This is a genomic window from Micromonospora sp. DT178 (assembly GCF_049841695.1).
Taxonomy (GTDB): Bacteria; Actinomycetota; Actinomycetes; order Mycobacteriales; family Micromonosporaceae; genus Micromonospora.
This window is the reverse complement of the sequence record NZ_JBNCKV010000018.1, coordinates 25,563-47,179: the sequence shown is the minus strand read 5'-3', so window position 1 is coordinate 47,179 and position 21,617 is coordinate 25,563. Positions and strand designations below refer to the sequence as shown.

Genomic DNA, 21,617 nt, shown 5'->3' with positions numbered 1-21,617 from the left:
GTCGCGGCGCGGGTACGGTGGGGTGCATGGCGCAGTTCGTGGACTGGGATCTGGCCGCCGCGACCGCGGGGGCACTGAGCAAGTCGGGCCCCCGGGTGTCGTACGCCGAGGCCACCGACGTGGTCGCTGAGCTGCGGCGGCTGACCGACGAGGCGGCCGGGCACGTCGCGGACTACACGGGGCTGCGTTCGCAGGTGTCGCACCCGCCGGTGCGGGTGGTGGACCGACGGGACTGGGCGGCCACCAACATCGCCGGCCTGCGCGAGGTGATCACCCCGCTGGTCGGCCGGCTCACCAAGGACAAGCGGCCGGGCGCGCTGACCGAGGCGATCGGCTCCCGGGTCACCGGCGTGCAGGCCGGCACCGTGCTGGCGTACCTCTCCGGCCGCGTCCTCGGCCAGTACGAGGTCTTCTCCGCCGACCCGGGGCAGCTGCTGCTGGTCGCGCCGAACATCGTCGAGGTGGAGCGCAAGCTCGGGGCCGACCCGCGGGACTTCCGGCTCTGGGTCTGCCTGCACGAGGTGACCCACCGCACCCAGTTCACCGCCGTGCCGTGGATGCGGGCGTACTTCCTCAGCGAGGTGCAGGCCTTCGTGGACGCGTCGTCCAGCGGCGGCGAGCACCTGCTGGAGCGGCTGCGCCGGGGCGTGGCCACGCTCTCGGACGCGGTGAAGGACCCGGAGAGCCGCACCAGCGTGCTGGACATCGTCCAGACCCCGGCGCAGCGGGCCGTGCTGGACCGGCTCACCGCGCTGATGACCCTGCTGGAGGGGCACGCCGAGTTCGTCATGGACGGCGTCGGCCCCCAGGTGGTCCCGAGCGTCGAACAGATCCGGGCGGCGTTCACCCGGCGCCGGGAGGCCGGCAACCCGCTGGAGAAGGCCATCCGCCGGCTGCTCGGCATCGAGGTCAAGATGCGCCAGTACGCCGAGGGCCGCAAGTTCGTGCACGGCGTCGTCGACCGGGTCGGCATGGCGGGCTTCAACAAGATCTTCGGCTCGCCGCTCACCCTGCCCCGGCTGGAGGAGCTGGGCGACCCGGACGCCTGGGTGGCGCGGGTGCACGGGCCGGTCGGCCCGGCCCCGACCCTCGGCTGACCGCACGCCCGTGGCCGCGCTCGCCCCGCCGGTGGCCGCGATCCGGGTCGCGGTCCGCCGCGCGCTGGCCGACCTGCCGCCCGGGGGACCGGTGCTGGTCGCCTGCTCGGGCGGCGCGGACTCGCTCGCGCTGGCCGCCGCCACCGCGTTCGTGGCGCCCCGGACGGGTCGCGCCGCCGGCCTGGTGACGGTCGACCACGGCCTCCAGGAGGGCTCGGCGCGGCGGGCCGCGGCGGTGGTGACCTGGGCCCGCGAGGTCGGCCTGGCCCCGGTCGAGTCGGTACGGGTGGAGGTGGCCGGGCGACCGGGCGGGCCTGAGGCGGCCGCCCGCGAGGCCCGCTACCGGGCGCTCGCCGAGGTGGCCAACCGGCTCGGGGCGGCGGCCCTGCTCACCGGGCACACCCGCGACGACCAGGCCGAGACCGTGCTGCTCGCGCTCGCCCGGGGCGCCGGCCCGCGCGGGCTGGCCGGGATGCCCGCCCGACGGGACCTCGACGGGGTGCCGCTGCTGCGCCCGCTGCTGGACATCGGCCGGGAGCAGACCCGCACGGCGTGCGCGGTGCTCGGGCTGAACCCCTGGGAGGACCCGCACAACGCCGACCCGTCGTACGCCCGGGCCCGCGTCCGAGCCGACCTGCTGCCCGCCCTGGTCCGCGCGCTCGGGCCGGGGGTGCTGGACAACCTGGCCCGGACCGCCCGGCTGGTGGCGGCGGACAACGCGGTCCTCGACGAGCTGGCCGCCGCCGCGCTGGCCGACGTCCGCCATCCCGACGGCGGGCTCGCGGTACGGGCGCTGGCCGGTCTCCCACCCGCGGTGCGCGGCCGGGTGCTGCACGCCTGGGCCCGGGAGTTGGGCGCTCCGCCGGCCGCCCTGTCGCACCGGCACGTGACCGCGCTGGACACGCTGGTCACCGGCTGGCGGGGGCAGGGGGCGGCACACCTGCCGGGCGGGCTGCGGGTGTTGCGCCGCGACGGCCGGCTCGCCGCCATCGGCCCCCGCTGATCCACTCGCCGGGAAACGGGGGCCCGTTCCGGGGCCGCGGGATCCGCCGGGAGGCGGTAGACATGGCGCATGGCGTACCCCCGACAGCCGCTCTTCGCGCCGCACGGCGCGGTGGCGACGAGCCAGCCGCTGGCCGCGGCGGCCGGCCTGGCCGTGCTGCGACGCGGCGGCAACGCCGTCGACGCGGCCCTGGCCACCGCGATCACCCTGACCGTGGTGCAGCCCCCCTCCAACGACATCGGCGGCGACCTCTTCGCGATCGTCTGGGACGGCGAGCGGCTGCACGGCCTCAACGCCTCCGGCCGGTCCCCGGCGGCCCTGACCCGCGAGCTCGTGCTCGCCGCGACCGGGGGGCGCGGCGCGGCTCCGGTCGACGCCCTGGGCGGCGCGCAGCGGGTGGGGGCGGCGATGCCCGCCCGGGGCTGGCTGCCGGTGACCGTGCCCGGCGCGCCGGCCGGCTGGCGCGACCTGCACGACCGGTTCGGCTCGCTGCCCTTCGCGGATCTCTTCGCCGACGCGATCGGCTACGCCGAGCACGGTCACCCGGTCTCCCCCGGTGTGGCGGGGATCTGGTCGCGCGCGCTCGCCGCGCCCGGCCCGACCGGTGCGGAGTTCGCCGAGTTCGACCGCGTGTTCGCGTCTGGCGGCCGGGCGCCCCGGGCCGGGGAGCGCTGGCGCAACCCGGACGCGGCGCGGACCCTGCGGCTGATCGCCGACACCGGGGCGGAGGACTTCTACCGGGGCGGGATCGCGGAGGCGCTGGCGGCGCACGCGGCCCGCACCGGCGGCCTGCTCACCGGCGACGACCTGGCCGGGCACGCCTCGACCTGGGTGACCCCCGTGTCCGCCCGCTACCGGGGTCACGAGGTCTGGGAGCTGCCGCCCAACGGGCAGGGCCTGGCGGCGCTGCTGGCGCTGCACATCCTCGACGGGGCCGACCTCGCCGGGCTGCCGCTCGCCGAGCGGCTGCACCGGCAGATCGAGGCGATGAAGCTCGGCTTCGCCGACGCGCACGCCCACGTCGCCGACCCGGAGCGGGTGCCGGTGCCGACGCAGGCGCTGCTCTCGCCGGCGTACGCGGCGGCCCGCCGCGCGCTGATCACCGAGCGGGCCGGGGAGCCGACCGCCGGCGACCCGGAGCGCGGCGGCACGGTCTATCTCTGCACCGCCGACGCCGGCGGCATGATGGTCAGCCTGATCCAGTCGACCTACCTGGCGTTCGGCTCCCGCGTGGTGCTGCCCGGGCACGGCTTTGCCCTGCAGAACCGGGGGCTCGGGTTCCGCCTCGACCCCGCCCACCCCAACGTGGTGGGGCCGGCGAAGCGGCCCTACCACACGATCATTCCCGGCTTCCTGACCCGCGACGGGCGGCCGGTGGGCCCGTTCGGGGTGATGGGCGGGCACATGCAGCCGCAGGGGCACGTGCAGCTGGTCTCGGCGACCCTGGACGGCGGGCTCGACCCGCAGGCGGCGCTGGACGCGCCGCGCTGGTACTGGCACGCCGGCCGGTCGGTGCTGGTCGAGTCGGAGCTGGTCGCCACCGCCGAGGGGCGGGCCGCGGTCGCCGAGCTGCGGGCCCGGGGCCACGAGATCGCCGTCGCGGACGAGCCGGGGGTCTTCGGGCACGGGCAGGCGATCTGGCGGCTGCCGGAGGGCGGCTACGCCGTCGGCTCGGAACCCCGGGTGGGCGGTGGGATGCTCGGCTGGTGACTCCGCAGTCGGCCCCGCGATCGGCCCGAGGGCTCAGGCCCCCACCCGGTCGCGGAAGGTGGTCCGGTAGGTGTGCGGGGTGGCGCCGACCCGGCGGGCGAAGTGGTGCCGCAGCGCCGCCGAGTCGCCGAAGCCGGCCCGTTCGGCGACGGCCTCGACGCTGAGCCCGGTCTCCTCCAACAGCCGCCGGGCCAGCAGCACCCGCTGGTTGGTCAGCCAGTCGTGCGGCGTGGTGCCGGTCTCGGCGCGGAACCGCCGGGCGAACGTGCGCGGGGACATCTCCGCCCGGGCGGCCAGCTCGTCGACGGTGACCGGGCGGTCCAGGTGCCCCATCAGCCATTCCAGCACCGGCTCCAGCGTCGGCGCCTCGGGGGTCGCGGGGATGGGCGCCTCGATGTACTGCGCCTGCCCGCCGTCGCGGTGCGGGGGGACCACCATCCGGCGGGCCAGCCGGGTGGCCGTCGCCGAGCCGTGCTCCTGGCGGATCAGGTGCAGGCAGGCGTCGATGCCGGCGGCGGTGCCGGCGCTGGTGAGCAGCCGGTCGTCCTGCACGTAGAGCGAGTTGCACCGGACCCGGGCGGTCGGGTGGCGGCGTTGCAGCTCGTCGACGTACCGCCAGTGGGTGGTGCACTCCCGGCCGTCGAGCAGGCCGGCCTCGCCCAGCACGAACGCGCCGGAGCAGACGCTCAACACGTACGCCCCCCGGTCGGCGGCGCGGCGCAGCGCGGCGAGCACCGTGGCCGGCACGACGGTGCCGTGGTGGGCCGGGACGGCGACCAGGTCGGCCTCCTCCATGGGGCCGAGGTCGGCGTGCGGGGTCAGGTGGAAACCCGACGAGGTGCGGACCGGGGCCCCGTCGGGGCTGCACACGTGGAAGCGGTGGCCGGGGAACCCGTCGGCGGTGCGGTCGGTCCCGAAGACCTCGGCGAGGACCCCGAGTTCGAATGTGGCGACCTGGTCCAGGACGAGAACCGCGACGGATCTGAGCATGTGACGAGGGTAACCGCACAGGTGGCAGGAAATCGAGGGGGAGTGGCATTCCTGCCACTGTCCGGGCGGTGGTGGCCGGCGGAGACTGGTTCCAGTCCGGTGCGCACCGGCGGCGAAAACGACAGCAACCACGCGAAAGCGAGCGCCGCCATGGAGATCCTGCTCTTCCTCTTCTTCTTCGTCCTCCTCGCCCTGGCCTCGGCCGCCGGCCTCACCGCCGACAGTCGGGACTCGGCCGACTGGAAGCCGTCCGACGACGGTCGCCGCTGGCGGTCGCGTGCCTGCTGAGGTGGATCGCGGCCTTCGCGAGGTTCGTCCGGGGTGGGACCGCGCCCAAAAGGGGCGGCCCCGCCGACGGAGGCCATCCGGCGTACGGCAGGCTAGGAGCCATGGCTGACGGCTCCTGGTACGACGCCGACATCGACCACGTGATCATCTCCGAGGCGCAGATCCGCGAGAAGACCGCGGAACTCGCCAAGCAGGTCTCGGCGGACTACGCCGACGTCGATGACGGGCTCCTGTTGGTCTGCGTCCTCAAGGGCGCGGTGATGTTCATGGCCGACTTCGCCCGGGCGCTGGGACGCAGCGGGCCGCCCGCCGAGCTGGACTTCATGGCCATCTCCTCCTACGGCCAGGGCACCACCTCCTCCGGCGTGGTCCGCATCCTCAAGGACCTGGACCGGGACATCGCCGGCCGGCACGTGGTCGTGGTCGAGGACATCGTCGACTCCGGCCTCACCCTCTCCTGGCTGCTGCGCTACCTGGAGTCCCGCTCGGCCGCGAGCGTCGAGGTGGTCGCGCTGTTCCGCAAGCCGGACGCGGTCAAGGTGCCGGTGCCGGTCAAGTACGTCGGCTTCGACATCCCGACCGAGTTCGTCGTCGGCTACGGCCTCGACTTCGGCGAGCGCTACCGCGAGCTGCCCTACGTCGGGGTGCTCAAGCCAGAGGTGTACGCCCGGTCCTGAGCCCTCACCGGGCCCCGGCGCATCGGCACCGGTCGAGCGGACGTTCAGCGGGCTCTCAGCGAATCGGACTACGGTAGAGGCCGGTGGCGTGGAGGCACCCTCCACGCCCGACCCCTCGAACCGCGGGACCGGGCGGACGGGAGGCCGGGCGCGGAGCTCCCGTCACGCCGGCTGACCCGGTTCGCCCTACGCGTAATTGTTGGGCTCGCAGGCGCGTTCCGCGCGCGCACGATGATCGGATCGTGCGCGATCGCGGGGTTCGCAAGCTCGCTCGGTGCGCGCACAGCTGTTCCCTTTGTGCGCGACTGCGGGGCTCGCAAGCTCACTCCTCGCGTGCACGGTGTACCGTCGAATGACCGCGGCGCGGCAGTTTCGTGCCTCGGGGTCGAGCCGGCCCGCACGGCGGCTCCGGCCGCCGCCGCAGGCGGCGACACCATCAGACGGTCAGGACGTCGATCAGGAGGATGCGGGCGCCTCGGCGCTCGACAACAGCATGGAACGTACGCGTTTCTTCCGCCGACCGGTGGTCTGGATCATCCTGGTCATCCTCGGCGCCGTTGTGCTCAGTCAACTGTTCACCGCTGGTCCCAGCTACCACCGCGTGGACACTTCCATTGCGCTCGACCAGCTCAACAAGGGCGGCATCGACAAGGTCGTCTTCCAGGACAAGGAGCAGACGCTCCGGCTCGACCTGAAGGACAAGGCCAAGTTCGGTGACACCGACACCGACCGGATCGAGGCGCAGTTCCCCTACGAGGTCGGCGACGAGGTCTGGAACGAGGTCCTCGAGGCCAAGGCGAACAACCGGGTCACCGGCCCGGCCAACGTCGAGGTGTCGTCCGACAGCATCTGGGTGAGCCTGCTGGTCAACCTGCTCCCGATCGCCCTGCTGGTGCTCCTGCTGCTCTTCTTCATGTCGCAGATGCAGGGCGGCGGCTCCCGGGTGCTCAACTTCGGCAAGTCCAAGGCGAAGATGATCACCAAGGACACGCCGAAGACCACGTTCGCGGACGTGGCCGGCGCCGAGGAGGCCGTCGAGGAGCTGCACGAGATCAAGGACTTCCTGCAGAACCCGGCGAAGTACCAGGCCCTGGGCGCCAAGATCCCGAAGGGCGTCCTGCTCTTCGGCCCGCCCGGCACCGGTAAGACGCTGCTGGCGCGCGCCGTCGCCGGCGAGGCAGGGGTGCCCTTCTACTCGATCTCCGGCTCGGACTTCGTGGAGATGTTCGTCGGTGTCGGCGCCAGCCGGGTCCGCGACCTCTTCGAGCAGGCCAAGGCGAACGCGCCCGCCATCGTCTTCGTCGACGAGATCGACGCAGTCGGCCGCCACCGCGGCGCCGGCATGGGCGGCGGTCACGACGAGCGCGAGCAGACCCTCAACCAGCTGCTCGTCGAGATGGACGGCTTCGACACCAAGGGCGGGGTCATCCTGATCGCCGCCACCAACCGGCCGGACATCCTCGACCCGGCGCTGCTGCGCCCGGGCCGCTTCGACCGGCAGATCCCGGTGGACGCCCCCGACATGGAGGGCCGCAAGGCGATCCTGCGGGTGCACGCCAAGGGCAAGCCGTTCACCCCCGACGTCGACCTCGACGCGGTGGCGCGGCGCACCCCCGGCTTCAGCGGTGCCGACCTGGCCAACGTGATCAACGAGTCCGCGCTGCTCACCGCCCGCAAGGACCAGCGGGCGATCTCCAACGACTCCCTGGAGGAGTCGATCGACCGGGTGATCGCCGGTCCGCAGCGCCGGACCCGGGTGATGAGCGACCAGGAGAAGAAGATCACCGCGTACCACGAGGGTGGGCACGCGCTGGTCGCCTGGGCGCTGCCGCACGCCGCGCCGGTGCACAAGGTGACGATCCTGTCCCGCGGTCGGTCGCTGGGCCACACCCTGGTCCTGCCCACCGAGGACAAGTACACCCAGACCCGCGCCGAGATGGTCGACACCCTGGCGTACGCGCTGGGTGGCCGGGCCGCCGAGGAGCTGGTCTTCCACGAGCCGACCACCGGCGCCGGCAACGACATCGAGAAGGCCACCCAGCTGGCCCGCGCGATGATCACGCAGTACGGCATGAGCTCCAAGCTCGGCGCGATCAAGTACGGCACCAGCGGCGACGAGCCGTTCCTGGGCCGCAACATGGGCCACGAGCGGGACTATTCCGACGTCGTCGCCGCCGAGATCGACGGCGAGATGCGGGCGCTGATCGAGCTGGCCCACGACGAGGCCTGGGAGATCCTGGTGGAATACCGGGACGTCCTGGACAACATCGTGCTGGAGCTGATGGAGAAGGAGACCCTCTCCACCGCCGACATGGCCCGGATCTGCGCCCGGGTGGCCAAGCGGCCGCCGATGGCGCCGTACAACGGCTTCGGCAAGCGCCAGCCCTCCACCGAGCCGCCGGTGCTCACGCCGGCGGAGAAGGACGCGCTGAAGGTGCAGGCCCAGGCCGACGGCGCCCAGGCGACGGTGGGCGGCGGCAGCCCGAACAACTCCAACAACTCGGACGGTACGCACTGAGCACCGACCCGACGGCCAGTTCCCGGGAGCACCGGGAACTGGCCGTCTCCGCGACCGAGCCGGACGGCGACGACACCCTCGACTACGTCGCCGCGCGCCTGATCAGCGGCAAGCTCACCGGCCGGCCCGTCGAGGAGACCATGGACCTCGGGCGGATCGAGAAGGCCGTCCGCGAGATCCTGATCGCAGTCGGGGAGGACCCGGACCGCGACGGGCTCCAGCAGACCCCGGCCCGGGTGGCCCGCGCGTACGCCGAACTCTTCGCCGGCCTCCGGGTCGACCCGGCCCAGGTGCTCAGCACCACCTTCGAGGCCAACCACGAGGAGCTGGTGCTCGTCCGGGACATCGACGTGATGAGCCTCTGCGAGCACCACCTGCTGCCGTTCCGGGGCAGCGCCCACATCGGCTACATCCCGGGGCCGGACGGCCGGATCACCGGCCTGTCCAAGCTGGCCCGGCTGGTCGAGGTCTTCGCCCGCCGGCCGCAGGTGCAGGAGCGGCTCACCTCGCAGATCGCCGACCTGCTGATGGAGCGGCTCGCGCCGCGCGGCGTGGTGGTGGTGCTCGAATGCGAGCACATGTGCATGGCGATGCGCGGCATCCAGAAGTCGGGTGCCAAGACCATCACCTCGGCCGTGCGGGGCACCCTCCAGCGCGACGCCAAGTCGCGCGCCGAGGCGATGGCGCTGATCATCCCCCGCTGACCGCCACAGACCGGCCGGCCGGACCCGCACCGCGGGTCGGCCGGCCGTCGCGTGTCAGCCCGCCGACGCGGGCCCGCGAGGTGGGGCGCCGCTCAGCCGGCCAGCATCGCGAGCAACAGGCCCGCGCTGACCAGCACCGCCGGGACCAGACACACCAGGGCGCCGAGCCGGGCCGTGCGCTCCACCCGGCCGCCCGCCGGCGGGGGAAAGAGCCGTCCGACGCCGATCCAGCCCGCCACGAACGCCACCGCCGGCATCGGCAGCCCGCAGACCAGCGCGGCCACGCTGGCCGCCCCGGTGCCGGTCGCCACGAACAACGCGAGCTGGATCGCCGGCACCAGCAGCGCCAGGGGTCCGTACACCAGCAGGTTCCGCGGGCGCGGCGGCCAGGCGGCCAGCCGGGGCAGCCCACGCGCGGAGAGCGTCGCGTCCGCGGCGTCCGCCCGGCCCCGGGCGGCGCGCAGCGCGGCCAGCACCGCCGCCGGCCCGCCCGCCATCGCCCGGGCCGCCTCGGTCAGCTCCGGCGGCGTCGGGACCAGCGAGATCGGCGGTACGCCCCGCTCGCGCAGTCGGGCCTCCTGCGACGCCAGCCGGGTGCGTACGGCGGTCAACTCCTCGCGGGCGGCCTGCACCGACCGGGCCTGCTCGCCGGCGGCGGTGGCCGCGTCGCGGCGTACCCCGTCGAGCTGGCGGGCGGCGGCGAGGTACTCGGTCCACGCGGCGCGCACCGGGTCGACGCCTCCCGCCGGCCCGGCCGTGTCGGTGCTTACCGGCATCGGATCGGCGCCGGAACGCTGCCGCCCCGGCGCGGCGTGCCCCGTCGTGTTCCGTGCCCCGCCGCCGGTCATACCGGATCCCCCTCCTCGCCGAACGGGACCAGCACGGTGCCCTGCTCGCCGGGGCCGTCCCAGAGCACCGCCCGGCCGGGGCGGGGCCGCCACTGCACCTGCCGGCCGAAGACCGACGCGAGCTGCGCGCCCGGCAGGTCCACCACGGCCACGGCGGCGAGCTTGTCCACCTCGCCCTCGGGTTCGAGCAGCGCCGCGAAGGACGGCACCGTCCGCCAGCGGCCCAGCAGGTGCCGGCCGGCGGGCGGTCCCTCCCGCAGCAGCGCGCGCAGCCGCTCCGGGGGCAGCTGCTCCGGCGTCGGCACGTCCAGTCCGAAGACCACCAGGTAGGCCGGCACGGCGTCGTCCACGGCGGCACGCAGGCCGGCGAGGTCCACCGTGTCCACCGGGTGCCGCCCGGCCAGCTCGGCCGCCAACGCCTCGGCCACCGGCCGGCACTCCTCGTCCGGCGCGGCGAGCACGAAGCGGGCGGCCCCCGGCGCGTGGTGCGCCGCCGCGCTGCGCGCCGCGGTGGCCAGCAGCCGGGCCGCCTCCGGCCCGGGACCGAGCACGGCCAGGTTCCGCCCCGGGGCCGGCCCGAGCGACACCGCGACGGTGGTCCGGGGCACGTCCACCGCCCGGCCCAGCAGGGCGGCGGGACCGGGTGCCTGCCCGGCGAGCGCGGCCCGGTGCCGGGGGTCGTTGCGCAGCAGCGGGCGGGCGTAGCCGGCGAAGACCACCGGCGGGGTGGCCCCCTCCGGGCGGGCCGACCAGAGCCGGTGCCGCAGTTCCTCCACCGTGTCGGGGTGGTCCTGCGGGTCCGGGAACCGGACCATCCGCTCGTGCCCCCGGATCGCGCCCCGGGGCCCGCCGAGCCCGCCGGCGGTGTTCACCACCGCGCTGCCCACCGGCAGCCCGGCGGCCGAGTCGTTCGTCGGCTCCAGCACGGCCCCCCCGCCGGGCAGCGCCACCCGCACCGGGAACTGCCCCAGCACCGAGTCCCGGTCCGTACGCGAGCCCAACCCCAGGTCGCCCTCGCCGGCCAGCAGCAGGTGCACCCCGTACGCGCGCCCGGTGCGGGCCAGCGCGTCCAGCCGGGCGGCGGCGTCGGCGGCCAGCCGGTCCCGCTCGGCGAAGAGCAGCGGGAGATTGTCGAGCACGCACACGATCCGGGGCATGGCCCGGTGCTGCCGCAGCTCGGCGAAGCGCTGCCCGCCGGCCCGGCCGCCCGCCTCCTCGCGGCGGCGCACCTCCGCCACCAGCTCGTCCAGCAGGCTCAGCACGTACTCCCGGTCGGCGGCCATCGCGGCGGCCCGCACCTGGGGGATCCACGACCGGTCGCGCTCGGTCTGGAGGAACTCCACGAAGGATTCGGCGTCGGCGAGATCCGCCAGGTAGAGAGCCAGCTCGTCGGGGCCGTACCGGGCGGTCAGGCCGAGCAGCGCGGTGGTGAGGAACGTGGACCGGCCCGCGCCCGAACGGCCGCTGACCAGCCAGTGCGGCGTCAGCTCCGTGAAGCCGAGCGACACGGGGCGGCCACCGGCATCCCCGACGGTCGTGGTCAGCCCGCCCACCCCGCTCGCCGTCCACAGCTCCTCGTCGGCCGGCGGCAGCAGGTCGGTGAGCGCCAGCCGGGAACCCGCCTCCACCTGCGCGGCGAGCCGGCGGCAGACCGCGTTGACGAGTTCGGCCGGCGGATCCGCCTCGATGAAGACCGGCGAGTTCAGCCCGCCCGGCGGTTCGGCGCCCGGGCCGGCGAACGACCCGCCCGGCGGGTCACCCAGCAGCGCGTACGCGGTGCGGACCGCCAGCGTCGTCGCCCGCGGCAGCGGCTCCCGGTCGCCCGCCGGAGGCCAGCCCGCCACCACCAGGTGCAGGCCGGCGGACCGACCCGGCTCGGCCAGGGCCTCGATGCGGGCCAGGTCGGTGGCTCCGGTCGACTCGGGCAGGGCGGCGATCACCAGCAGCAGCGTCCGGTCGTGCCGGCGTCGCCCGCTCGTTCCCGGCGCCACCCACTGCTCGGCCTCGGTGAGCACGGCCCGCAGCCCCGCCACGTCCACCGCCGGGGGCGGCAGCAGGCCCGCGTCCGCGAGCGGCGCGAACGGCGCGAGGGCCGTGCCGGTCGCGTCCACCGCGCGGACCAGCAGCGCCCCGGCCGGGGTCGCCGCCAACAGCCGCAGCAGTACGCCCCGCAGCAGCCCCGCCACCCGCGGATCCCGGGCGTCCACGTCCACCGAGAGGTGGCCCGTGCCGAGCAACGGCACCAGTGCGGGGAACCGGGCGTCGTCCAGCGGTGCCGCCGTACCGACCCGGACGAAGGGAGGTGGCCCCTCACCGGCCGGTGTGGTCGGTGCCACCGTCTCCAGGGGAGCGCCCGCCCAGCCGGGGGCCAGCACCGCCGCCGCGGACCGGAGGCGGTCGGCCAGCTCGTACTGGCGGCGCTGGTCGGCGGGGACGGGCCGGGTGTCGTCGAGGACGCTCGCGGCGGCGGTCGCGGTGGCGGCAGCCCGCCGGTGCAGTGCGGCGGCGCGGTTGGTGCGTGCCTTCGGACCGGCCACCGCGTCCACCCCCTCTGCCCGAGGTCGGCAACCCCTCCCCGCGCAGAGACCGTAACCCAGCCGGGCCGACTCGTCCGGGATGCGCGGCGGCACTGCGCCGGGGATGTCGTGGATCTCACCGATGGGGAGTGGTCCGTCACGATCCGCTGGATCTGGGGCATTGGGTCTACCGCGTCCAGCCGCTAGCCTCAGGGGGTGGAATCAGTGCAGCCCCCCGCCGGTTCCCAGGTCTCCCGCGTACCGGCGCAACGGCCCCCTTCGGACCACCTGGCGCCGCCCTCGCCGGCCCCGGTGCCGGAGCGGCCACGGCGGCGGCTGCGCACCGTGCTCACCGTGGTCACGAGCGTCGTCGTGGCACTCTGCCTCGGCGGAGTGGCCGCCGGATACGTGCTCTACAACCGGGCTGCGGCACCGGACCGCGGATCTCCGGACGTGGCTGTCGTCAACTACCTGCAGGCTGCGCTTGTCTCGCGCGACCAGAACCGAGCTCTGCTCTTCACCTGTGGCGGCCCGCTGCAGTCGATTGATGATCTGCGAACTCAGGTCGAGCGACGTGAACGGGAACTGGAGACGAGCTTTTCGATCAATATCGAGAACGTCGTCGTGGTAATGAACGGCTCATCGGCGGCCACAGTCACAGCTGTCATCCGTCGTAGTGCCTCTGTGGACGGAGTGCAGCAGAGCCTCACTGACCCATGGCGTTTCGAGGCACAGGACAGAAACGGGTGGCGGGTCTGTGCCGGAGCACCAGCGAGCTGAGTCCTCACTCAATCCACAGCAGATGCACCGGGACTTCCAGCGTGGTCGGCGACTGGCCCCGCCAAGCCCAGCGGTACCACTCCACCTCCGGCGTCACCCGGACGCAGATGTCGCCTTCCGCGCCGGAGTAGGTCTCCGTGACGGCACGCAGATCCCGGTGTTCGACGGAGTCCACGACGTGCACCACCCGGCGACCCGTGACGGCGTCCGACTCGAAGACCGGGGTCGGCATGCGATGCGCCGGGGCGTCCAGCGAGACCAGGCGGACGCCCGTCGCGCGATCCGCCGGCGCGTCCGGCCGCTGGGCGCCCACCGTCTCCACCCAGACCCGCTCGACCGGGACCAGCGGCGCGAAGACCTCCACCTGGTCGGACTCCGCCCGGTACCACTCGTGCTCGGGTATGACCGGCACGTAGGTCCGGCTGCCCTGCACCACCCGGTCGTCGGCGCGTAGGTCACCGCGCCAGCCGAACCCGGGCAGGCCGACCAGCACGCGCTGCCCGCGAAGTTCGACGCGGCCGGTGGCCGGCACGATCTCGATCGGTCGGGGCGGCCGGGGCGCCCAGTCCGGATGGTCGGCGAACGGGTCGGGAAGCGGCTCGTTCATGACGGCGAGCGTCTCATCCCGCGCCCTTGAGCGGCGCGCCGCGGGATCGCATGAACGGCACCGGGTCGATGGCGCCCCGGCTGCTCCGGTCCTCGTCCTTGTGTACCTCGAAGTGCAGATGAGGGCCGGAGGAATTGCCGCTGCTGCCCACCTCGCCGATGACCGTACCGGCCTCGACGAGTTGGCCGACCGTGACCCGAGGCTTGCTGACCATGTGGCAGTAGCGGGTGATGAAGCCACCGGCGTGCAGGACGTCCACGAACCAGCCGCAGCCGCCCTTGTTCGGCCAACCGTCCACGTTGCAGGTGCGCCTGCCGCGATTGTCAGGGTCGCAGCGGGACACCAGGACGCGTCCGGTGGCCGCGACCCGGATGTCGGTGCCCTTCGGCGCGGCGATGTCTACCCCGTTGTGCCCGGGTCGGCTCGCGGTGCGGAATCCTGAACCGACGCCGCCGGGTATGGGAGCCGTCCAGCCGGAGGCGGCGATTTGTCCTCCGGCGGCGCGGTCGCACTCCTGTTTCTCCCCGACCAAAACGATCCGAGCGGCTCCGCCGGCCAGCGCGTTGACGATCTGGGCGGCGACGTCCTCGTGCTTGGCGTAAGCGTCCGGGAAGGCGCTGATCTGCACGGCCTGCGCGGCCCGGGTCAGCGACATTGTCTCCCAGCCGGGCACCTTGACCAGCTTCTCGTAGAACTTCCGAGCGGCGTACTCCGGCCGCATTCGCTGAGCCACGCTGCCCCAGCCGGCCCGTTGCTGAAAGAGACCGACGGAGTCGTGGTCAGCGCCTATGCCCTCGTTGGGCAGGTTCTCGGACTCGCCAACCGTCCGGTTTGCCAGATTGAGAAGTCTGGACTCCTGCATGGCGGTCGCCACAGCGATCACCCACCCGCGGGGCGGCACCTTCATCTCCTGCCCCACCTTGATGATTCGCGCGGCGTTGCGGAGCTGACGATCGCCGTATTGAGGAATCCGAGGCATGTCGCCTACTACATTTACCTGGGAATTCTCCTTGCAATCCTGGCTGGCCAACGTCATACCGGTACTGGACTCGCCGCCCAGTTCCGTGAGGAAGAAGGCACCCGCGCCGCCGGTGCAGCAGAGCAGGGCGAGCGTTGCGGTCAACGCGGCGGCCAACGCGCCGAGCCGGAGCTGCCGACGGCGGGGTCGTTTCTCGTCGCTCATCCCTGCTCCCAGTCCACCGCGTCCACCAGCCACCGCCCTTCGGGCGCCACCAGTTCGAGGCGGAGCCGTCCTGTGTCCAGCGGAACCAGCACCTCGACGAAGTTCTCGGACCGGGGCCGGAGCGTGACATCGCCGTCCACCTGCCCGGCCGGAACCCCGGACGGGTCGACGCCGGCCAGCTTGTCGGTCAACACCGGGGTCGACAGCGGCCGTAGGCCCTCCTGCCACCGCTCCGCTGTCATGCCCGGCTTGCCGAGCCAGGCGGCGACGAAGCGTTCGGCGGTCTGCTCCGGAGTGAGGTCGCCGGGTCGGGTGACCGGGGAGGGGGGAGCGCCCGTCGAGAACGCCCCGTCGTCACCGGCGGTCGGGGCGACCGTGGTGATCGGCCGGCTTGGGCGGTTACTGAGCCCGGAGGTGGGATCGCCGGGCCCGGACACCAACCGCGCCGCGCCGATGATCCCGAACACGAGGACGGCGATGCCGATCGCGATGCCGATCCGGGACCGGAGCACCCGGGTGACCAGGAATTCGACCGCCCGCCGCATCGCACTCACCGCGCCTCGGACCGGATCCGGGGAGTGGGCCGGTCAGGCTCGCGTTCCGCGGATCCAGGACGGTAGATGACGAACGAGGGGTTCTCGTCCGGCACGTCCGGCTCCGTCCAGGTGGCCGGCTGCCGCCGCCGGGGTCGAGGTGCGGCCGGGCGGGAGGTGCCTCGTTCCTCGGACGGCGCCACCTCTTCAACGGCCGACTCACGGCCGTCGGGCCGCTGCCGCTCCTTCCCACCGGGATTGGCGGCCTGCCCACCGCGGGTGGCGGCGTGTGCCGGATCCTCCCGCCGGGCCTCGGGCCGGAGGGTGCGCTGCTCCGCCACGACGGCACGACGCCGGCCCATCGCCGGCTCGGCCGTGCCGCCGGGCTCAGCGACGTCGAGCCGGGCGGCGGTGCGCATGTCCCGGAAGAAGCGCCGGTGCCACGAGCCGGCCGAGCTGACCGCCTCGCTGCTGTCCTTGCCGCCGAGCTGGGTGATCCTCCGGTAGGGACGCAGCAGCAGCCAGCCGACCACCCCGCAGAGCCAGACCAGCACCACTTGGAGCCAGCCGGGCAGGGTCGGCGTGCTCATGATGAGGTCGACCGCGAAGAGATAGATAGCGGCACCGGTGCCGAAGATGGCGATGTTGAAGACGGCGGCGACCACCGCATTCGCCAACCGCCGCAACCCGGCGCTGGCCGGGCGCATCAGGCCCACCGTGCCGAGGATCGGCGCGGCGATCACCGCCCAGCGGAAGATCAGGAAGCCCAGCAGCACCAGCAGCGAGGCGGTCAGGTCGAACATCGCGAAGAGCACGGCGGCCAGCACCGCGATGAAACCGGCACCCACCCGGTCCATGTCCCGGACGCCCTGGAGGTACTCGTACGCCTCCGGGTCCTCTTCTTTGATCTGCTCAGCCACCTTCATCCACTGCTGCTGCTTCGCCTCCATGGTGGCTTGACGTGTCGCCGGATTTGCGCGAATAGACTGCGCCTCACCCCAGGTCAGCGATCGGGCGTCGTACAGGGCCTGGCCGTACTTCTTGGCGGTTTCGCTGTCAGCCGAACCAAGGACGCCCCGTAGCCAGTTCCGGTACAGCATGGATTCGGTAGCGGTGTCGCTGGCTCGGACGGCAGGCTTGCGGTTGTCCTTGCAGCGTGCGGGATCAGGGTCGATGCATCGGCCGGGCGCAGGTTCCTTCACCTGCGGCCCGACAGCGTCATGCACCACGCCCAGGGTGGTGACGAGGGTGCCGTCGGCGATGTTGGCCGACTTGACCGGCCAGGCGGCCAGCGCGGTCACCGCCACCATCACCAGCAGGGCCCAGCCCGCCGTGGTCATCGCGTTGCTCATGTCGGACTGGCGGGAGCGCCAGAGCAGATACAGGCCGACCACGCAAAGGGTGACGATGCCGAAGACGCTGAACACCTTCTGGTAGACGGCCTTGGTCGCCTGGTCCACCAGCGGGTCGGCCCAGCCCCACATCGAGCGCGGGTCCCAGGCGCGTTCCCGCAGCGCGTTGGAAGCGCCGATCACTGCAGTGGCGATCATGAACTCGCCGTTGGCGACGGTAGTCGTGAATTTATAGTCCGGGTGGAGCACGGTTGACGCGCAACCGATGTCGTAAGTCGTGTAGCTGTACCCGGCGTAGCCGTAGAGGCTGTATCTGCCGGTGATGCCGGCGGAGGCTTCCGGTGGGGAACTAGCGAACCAGCCAGCAAGACCTGCGTCGGGAGCCCCGGGCGTTGGTGGCTCAAGGCACTCCGCCCGGGCAGCCGATACGTCCTTCAGCTTGGCGACGCAGGCGCGGAAGTCGGCCTGCCACTCCGGGGTCGTGCAGAGGTCGGCCTTCGCCTGGGCGGTCAGCGGTGCGGGGGCCGCCATGGCGCCGACGGCCGGCCAGCCGATCGTGGCCCCGGCGAGTACGCCGACCGCGAGCAGGAACGCCGCCAACCGTGCCCGGGCCCGCGCCATGTCACGCCTCCATGTTCGGCAGGATGGCCGGCAGCACCCCGGCCGCCGCGGCGATCGCGGCGGGGGTGGTGTCGAGGTGGTCCAGCAGCCCGTCGACGTACGAGACGTCGACCCGGACCTTCTGCACCCGGCCGTCGACGTCCCGCATGACGAATTCCCGGAAGCCGAGCCGGGTCGCACTGGTGGCGTCGGCGGTGGAGAGGGAGGCCAGGGTGGCCTCGTAGCCGTCGTTGACCGGCACCCGCAGCAGGCGGAGCGCCTCGGAGGCGATCTCCGCGTCCTCGGCGATCCGGCCGACGAAGACGGTCGAGACCAGGTTCTGCACGTCGAGCCCGAGGATGTCCCGCGGGTTCTGCGAGGCCACCAGCGCGGCGAGGTTCCACTTGCGGGAGTCGCGCGCGAGCCGGACCAGGAACGACCGCCCGGAGCGCCACCCCTCCATGAAGTGCGCCTCGTCCAGGCCGACGAGCTTCCGGGACGACATCGAGCCGCCGTAGCAGCGGCGTACGGCGAGCCGGTGCGCGGTGTGCAGCATCGGCAGGGCCAGCGCCTCCTCGGCGGACCAGTATTCCCGCTCGATCTTCAGGTCGGGCAGTCGCAGCCCGGCCATGGTGATCACGGTGAGCGCGGCGTCCGCGCCGAGCAGTCCCTCCGGCGGCCGGCCGAAGAAGAGCATGGCCAGCGGCATCTCGGCGGTGTCGAGCAGCAGGTTGGCCAGTTCCTTGCCGGCGTCGTCGTCGAGTTGGCTGAGGCAGGCGACCACGTCGTCCAGGGTGGAGGTCTCCTCCGCCGGCACCTGGCGTACGGCGTGGCGGAAGAGGGTGGCGGTGGACGCCTCCCGGGCGACCTGCGGGGGCACCAGCATCATGCAGATGTCCTGCACCAGCATCCGCCGCTCGGCGCGGGCGTTGGAGACCGCGATCTCGAACTCCCGGTCGCCCGAGGCCCCGGTGCCGAACTCGCTGCGCAGCGGTGTCGGGATGAGCGAGTACGGGGCCAGGGTGCCGTGCTCGGAGCCGGTCAGGTTCAGCACCCGCGCGTACGGCCGCAGTTCCGGCATGGCGCAGAGCCGGGCGAGCGGGCCGGACGGGTCGAGCAGCGTCACCTGGACCCCGCGTCGGGCCGCGAGGTAGCCGAGCGCGCCGAGCAGGGTGGACTTGCCGCCGCCCGGTTCGGCGACGAAGACGGCGAGCCCGGAGCGTTCGCGTACTTCCATCGGGAAGTGCAGGTCGAGGAAGACCGGCCGGCGGCAGGTGCCGGCGGTGCGCCCGATGAGGTCGCCGCGCCGGTCGCCGACGGTGGAGGCCGCCTGGGGGAGCGCGGCGGCGAGCAGGTTGACCGGCATCCGCCGGACGTAGCCGGTGTTGGCGATGGGCTCGCCGGGGATGAACTCGCGGGCCAGCCAGTCCTGGTTCTTCGGGTGTTGCAGCGAGATCCGCAGCTCGCGGGAGTAGAGCTGGATCAGCCGGCGGGCCCGCTCCAGGCACTCCTCGCGGTTGCGACCGCCGACGGCGATCCGGTGCCAGCCGTGCGCGCGGGCCGAGTCGACCGGCAGCCCGGTGGTCATCTCGTCGCCGATGACCAGTGCGCGCTTGGCCAGCCGCTCCAGCTCCGGCGGGGCGTCGATGCCGTGTTCCGCGTAGTCGAGCTGCTGGGAGCGGATCATCCGCAGCCGGTGCTCCAGGTTACGGAAGGAGTCGCCGGAGCCGAGGATGTCGACGCGGGTGGAGAGCTCCATCGGCCACGGCAGCCGCTCGTGGAAGTGCAGCCAGGGCTCGTGCCGCTCGGGGATCTCCAGCGGCTCCATCCGGCCGACCGCCAGCACGGCGACGTGCCGTTCCTCGCCGGTCATCCGGTTGACCAGCTTGACGGTCGAGCCGTACGGGGTGCGGTAGCGCTCGACCTGCTCGGTGAGGGCGAGCAGGTCGCCGCGTTCCCACTTGCCGTTGGTGAGCGGGGAGAGCTGCCCGGGCGGCGCCATGCAGAGCGCCACCGAGCGGTAGAGCAGCCACTCCAGTTCCTGCGCGGTGACCCGCCGGCCGCGCATGCCGAACGCGCCCAGCACCTCGTCGAACTGCTCGACGGTGCGGCCGAGCTTGCGGCGCTCGCCCTCGGCCACGCCCCGGCCGAAGGTGCGCAGCAGCCGCTCGGTGAGCGAGTCGCCGAGGGAGCGCCGGGCGAAGGTGACGCCGAGGTAGGTCTGCCCCTCGGCGTGGTTGACCGAGAGCAGGTGCCGCTGCGCGGCCACGAGGTGGTCGCCCCAGCCGGCGGTGCCGGGCACGTCGGGCAGCGGCGAAGCGGTGTGCGCGTCGATGGTGCGGGCCCACTCGTCGGCCGGGAAGGGCCGGGTGGTGCGCCGCAGGTGCAGTCGGAAGCCGGCCAGTCCGGCGTACTGCTCGGAGATCGCCGAGAGCAGCGCCTCCCGTTCCGCGTCCGGCCGGAACGCCCAGCGCACCTCCGGGAGCCAGTACCAGGCGGTGACGGTGTTGGGGGTGAAGGTCAGGTGGCCGGCGATCTCGGTGATGGCCAGCTCGTCCGCCGGGTCCCGGTCCCCGAACTTGATCTTCGGCGGCTTGACCCGGGCGGGCTTGGTGGGCTGGCTCCGCCGGCCGGCGGAGCGTTGCCGCGGCGGCGCCACCTCCCGGCCGGCCCGCTCCGGCGGGCGCTCCCCGGTGCGGCGGGACGCCGGCTCGGACGCCGGGACCGGCGTGGGCGGGTCGAGCGGCGCCGGCTGCTGGAGAGGTGCCGGGTGGGACGACGGCGGCGCCGCCGCGACGGGCGGCATGCCGGCCGTCGCGTCCTCCGCCGGTGGGCGGAGCGTGGGCAGCCGGTCCCCGGACTGGTGCGGCACCCGGGACCTGGCCGGTCGGGCGGGCGGCTCGTACGCGTCGGCCGGGGGCTGTTCGACGGCCGGTGTGACCCCCGGGGACGTCCGGTGGGTCGCGTCGGCCGGGTGGCCGGTCCGGTAGGCGTCGGCGCCCGCCCGTGCGGGCGGCGGCAGGGGAGCGGCGGGAGCCGGCGGGAGCGCGGCCGGGGCCGGTGCGGCGGGAGCCGACTGCTGCCCGATGGCGGGTTGCTCCCGCCCGCCGGCCCGCTGCGGGGGCGCCGTCGGCCGGGTCGCGCCGGGGCGCGCGCCGCCGAACAGGTCGAGGAAGGGCGAGTCGATGTCGGCGCTGTCGCCGGTGCTGGCGGGTTGCGCCTCGGCCGGCGGCGTCCGGCGTGGCACCGGGCGGGGGGCCTGGAAGACGCCCACGCCACCGTGCCCGGGTGTCGTCACCAGGGCCGGATCGAGGGCGACCTCGTCCGTCTCGGGATCGTCAGGGTAGTCGAACGACCGCGCACGGTTACCGTGCGGGACGGCCGGACGCCCTGCCGGGGAACCCGGCGTGGAACTGCGATTCATGCGACCGCCTCATCCGCGTCGTTCGACTGCCTGGTCGGGGTGCGACCGGTCATGCCAGTTCCTCCCGGATCCTGATCCGACTGCCGACCAGGCGGGGGTCCCGCTGCTCCGCGGCCGGCTCCCGGGTCCGCCGCCAGTCGGTCAGCGCGGTGCGGATCACCATGCGCGCGGGCCGGTCAGGGTCGACGTACCGGAAGATGAACGAGGTGCTCACGATGGCGAGCGCGATCTCCCAGGCGGGGAAGAGCTCGACCTGGAACGTGAACAGCCAGTGGATGAACATGTAGAGGGGAACGAGCAGCATGAACAGCCCGTACTGGGCGTACGGCAGGTGGACGGGAAGGGTGTAGCCGGGCGGCCCGAGGTAGACCAGGCGAGCCCGGTAGATGTCGTCGTCGGTGCGCAGCCGCATCTCGTGCCCGCGCCTATTCGAAGATCAGGTCGATCAGGTAGTCGCCGATGAAGAAGAGTGTGGCGGCTCCGGCGATGAAGGCGAGCCCGACGATCGCGATCGCCGAGCTGGTGAGGACCTTGGAGATCTCACCCCGGCTGGCGCGCCCGATGAAGATGACGCCCAGCACGGCCAGCAGGATCGGAGCGATCTTGCTGGCGAAGAACGTGACGACACCCTCGGTGTCGATCCCCTTGGGCGCAGGCTCGGCGAGTGGAGTCGACGCCAGGGCGGAGAGCGTGTGGGCGGCGGCGGACGTCGCCGTCTCCATCAGCTCGATGGCGATCACTGGAACCTCCCCAAGTCGCGGCCGGCGGCGCCGCGGTGGTGCAGTAG

18 protein-coding genes are annotated in these 21,617 nt (G+C 73.6%); 8 read left to right on the top strand and 10 right to left on the bottom strand.

Annotated elements, in window-relative coordinates; all coding sequences use genetic code 11:
* Positions 1-26 precede the first annotated feature (26 nt).
* The 3 genes from ACLQ22_RS26410 to ACLQ22_RS26400 all read left to right on the top strand — a co-directional run bounded on the left by ACLQ22_RS26410 (position 27) and on the right by ACLQ22_RS26400 (position 3,810).
* The gene (locus tag ACLQ22_RS26410; RefSeq protein WP_425694694.1) at positions 27-1,097 is read left to right on the top strand and encodes a zinc-dependent metalloprotease; all 1,071 of its coding nucleotides are present in this window, start codon (positions 27-29) and stop codon (positions 1,095-1,097) included.
* A gap of 10 nt (positions 1,098-1,107) precedes the next feature.
* Positions 1,108-2,100 carry a tRNA lysidine(34) synthetase TilS gene (tilS, locus tag ACLQ22_RS26405; protein WP_425694693.1) on the top strand — a complete coding sequence of 331 codons (993 nt, stop codon included), beginning with the start codon at positions 1,108-1,110 and terminating at the stop codon, positions 2,098-2,100.
* Positions 2,101-2,169: 69 nt separating this feature from the next.
* Positions 2,170-3,810 carry a gamma-glutamyltransferase family protein gene (locus ACLQ22_RS26400; protein ID WP_425694692.1) on the top strand — a complete coding sequence of 547 codons (1,641 nt, stop codon included), beginning with the start codon at positions 2,170-2,172 and terminating at the stop codon, positions 3,808-3,810.
* A 33-nt stretch (positions 3,811-3,843) separates the two neighbouring features.
* Here the strand turns inward: ACLQ22_RS26400 and ACLQ22_RS26395 are convergent, their stop codons facing one another.
* Positions 3,844-4,800, bottom strand: coding sequence for a GlxA family transcriptional regulator (locus ACLQ22_RS26395; protein ID WP_425694691.1), 957 nt, complete (start codon positions 4,798-4,800; stop codon positions 3,844-3,846).
* A 150-nt stretch (positions 4,801-4,950) separates the two neighbouring features.
* Here ACLQ22_RS26395 and ACLQ22_RS26390 point away from each other — a divergent pair, with 150 nt between their 5' ends.
* From ACLQ22_RS26390 to folE, 4 genes are all read left to right on the top strand, one after another.
* The gene (locus ACLQ22_RS26390; protein WP_192581456.1) at positions 4,951-5,088 is read left to right on the top strand and encodes a hypothetical protein; all 138 of its coding nucleotides are present in this window, start codon (positions 4,951-4,953) and stop codon (positions 5,086-5,088) included.
* 101 nt (positions 5,089-5,189) lie between these two features.
* Positions 5,190-5,765, top strand: a complete 576-nt coding sequence (gene hpt / locus ACLQ22_RS26385; protein ID WP_366643717.1) for a hypoxanthine phosphoribosyltransferase — start codon at positions 5,190-5,192, stop codon at positions 5,763-5,765.
* Positions 5,766-6,258: 493 nt separating this feature from the next.
* Positions 6,259-8,283, top strand: coding sequence for an ATP-dependent zinc metalloprotease FtsH (gene ftsH, locus ACLQ22_RS26380; protein WP_425694690.1), 2,025 nt, complete (start codon positions 6,259-6,261; stop codon positions 8,281-8,283).
* 38 nt (positions 8,284-8,321) lie between these two features.
* Complete coding sequence (gene folE / locus ACLQ22_RS26375) at positions 8,322-8,987, top strand: GTP cyclohydrolase I FolE (RefSeq protein WP_121401600.1); 666 nt, start codon at positions 8,322-8,324, stop codon at positions 8,985-8,987.
* A 92-nt stretch (positions 8,988-9,079) separates the two neighbouring features.
* Here folE and ACLQ22_RS26370 read toward each other — a convergent pair whose 3' ends face one another.
* Both ACLQ22_RS26370 and ACLQ22_RS26365 read right to left on the bottom strand, forming a co-directional pair.
* The gene (locus ACLQ22_RS26370; protein ID WP_425694689.1) at positions 9,080-9,763 is read right to left on the bottom strand and encodes a hypothetical protein; all 684 of its coding nucleotides are present in this window, start codon (positions 9,761-9,763) and stop codon (positions 9,080-9,082) included.
* A gap of 68 nt (positions 9,764-9,831) precedes the next feature.
* Positions 9,832-12,381, bottom strand: a complete 2,550-nt coding sequence (locus ACLQ22_RS26365; protein WP_425694688.1) for an FtsK/SpoIIIE domain-containing protein — start codon at positions 12,379-12,381, stop codon at positions 9,832-9,834.
* 195 nt (positions 12,382-12,576) lie between these two features.
* On the opposite strand from ACLQ22_RS26365, the gene ACLQ22_RS26360 reads away from it, so the two are divergent.
* Positions 12,577-13,131: a hypothetical protein gene (locus ACLQ22_RS26360; RefSeq protein ID WP_425694770.1), complete on the top strand. Its 555-nt coding sequence runs from the start codon at positions 12,577-12,579 to the stop codon at positions 13,129-13,131.
* 4 nt (positions 13,132-13,135) lie between these two features.
* Here ACLQ22_RS26360 and ACLQ22_RS26355 read toward each other — a convergent pair whose 3' ends face one another.
* From ACLQ22_RS26355 to ACLQ22_RS26325, 7 genes are read right to left on the bottom strand one after another with little or no spacing between them, the layout of a single operon-like run.
* A complete protein-coding gene (locus ACLQ22_RS26355) occupies positions 13,136-13,738 on the bottom strand; it encodes a hypothetical protein (RefSeq protein WP_425694687.1) in 603 nt (200 codons plus the stop codon).
* 13 nt (positions 13,739-13,751) lie between these two features.
* Positions 13,752-14,921, bottom strand: a complete 1,170-nt coding sequence (locus tag ACLQ22_RS26350) for a M23 family metallopeptidase (RefSeq protein WP_425694686.1) — start codon at positions 14,919-14,921, stop codon at positions 13,752-13,754.
* Complete coding sequence (locus ACLQ22_RS26345) at positions 14,918-15,475, bottom strand: hypothetical protein (RefSeq protein ID WP_425694685.1); 558 nt, start codon at positions 15,473-15,475, stop codon at positions 14,918-14,920. The genes ACLQ22_RS26350 and ACLQ22_RS26345 overlap by 4 nt, the downstream gene beginning before the upstream one ends.
* Positions 15,472-17,427: an MFS transporter gene (locus ACLQ22_RS26340; RefSeq protein ID WP_425694684.1), complete on the bottom strand. Its 1,956-nt coding sequence runs from the start codon at positions 17,425-17,427 to the stop codon at positions 15,472-15,474. Before ACLQ22_RS26340 ends, ACLQ22_RS26345 begins: the two co-directional genes overlap by 4 nt.
* Position 17,428: 1 nt before the next feature.
* A complete protein-coding gene (locus ACLQ22_RS26335) occupies positions 17,429-20,830 on the bottom strand; it encodes an ATP-binding protein (RefSeq protein WP_425694683.1) in 3,402 nt (1,133 codons plus the stop codon).
* 49 nt (positions 20,831-20,879) lie between these two features.
* Entirely contained in the window at positions 20,880-21,242 is a 363-nt protein-coding gene (locus ACLQ22_RS26330) for a hypothetical protein (protein WP_121401589.1), read from the bottom strand.
* Positions 21,243-21,255: 13 nt separating this feature from the next.
* Positions 21,256-21,570, bottom strand: a complete 315-nt coding sequence (locus tag ACLQ22_RS26325; RefSeq protein ID WP_121401588.1) for a hypothetical protein — start codon at positions 21,568-21,570, stop codon at positions 21,256-21,258.
* Positions 21,571-21,617 lie beyond the last annotated feature (47 nt).

Bases quoted from the DNA above. Each gene is read 5' to 3' on its own strand.
- ACLQ22_RS26410 (WP_425694694.1), top strand. From the start codon at position 27: ATGGCGCAGTTCGTGGACTGGGATCTGGCCGCCGCGACCGCGGGGGCA.
- ACLQ22_RS26400 (WP_425694692.1), top strand. From the start codon at position 2,170: ATGGCGTACCCCCGACAGCCGCTCTTCGCGCCGCACGGCGCGGTGGCG.
- ACLQ22_RS26395 (WP_425694691.1), bottom strand. From the start codon at position 4,800: ATGCTCAGATCCGTCGCGGTTCTCGTCCTGGACCAGGTCGCCACATTC.
- ACLQ22_RS26390 (WP_192581456.1), top strand. From the start codon at position 4,951: ATGGAGATCCTGCTCTTCCTCTTCTTCTTCGTCCTCCTCGCCCTGGCC.
- hpt (WP_366643717.1), top strand. From the start codon at position 5,190: ATGGCTGACGGCTCCTGGTACGACGCCGACATCGACCACGTGATCATC.
- ftsH (WP_425694690.1), top strand. From the start codon at position 6,259: ATGGAACGTACGCGTTTCTTCCGCCGACCGGTGGTCTGGATCATCCTG.
- ACLQ22_RS26370 (WP_425694689.1), bottom strand. From the start codon at position 9,763: ATGCCGGTAAGCACCGACACGGCCGGGCCGGCGGGAGGCGTCGACCCG.
- ACLQ22_RS26355 (WP_425694687.1), bottom strand. From the start codon at position 13,738: ATGAACGAGCCGCTTCCCGACCCGTTCGCCGACCATCCGGACTGGGCG.
- ACLQ22_RS26350 (WP_425694686.1), bottom strand. From the start codon at position 14,921: ATGAGCGACGAGAAACGACCCCGCCGTCGGCAGCTCCGGCTCGGCGCG.
- ACLQ22_RS26340 (WP_425694684.1), bottom strand. From the start codon at position 17,427: ATGGCGCGGGCCCGGGCACGGTTGGCGGCGTTCCTGCTCGCGGTCGGC.
- ACLQ22_RS26335 (WP_425694683.1), bottom strand. From the start codon at position 20,830: ATGAATCGCAGTTCCACGCCGGGTTCCCCGGCAGGGCGTCCGGCCGTC.
- ACLQ22_RS26330 (WP_121401589.1), bottom strand. From the start codon at position 21,242: ATGCGGCTGCGCACCGACGACGACATCTACCGGGCTCGCCTGGTCTAC.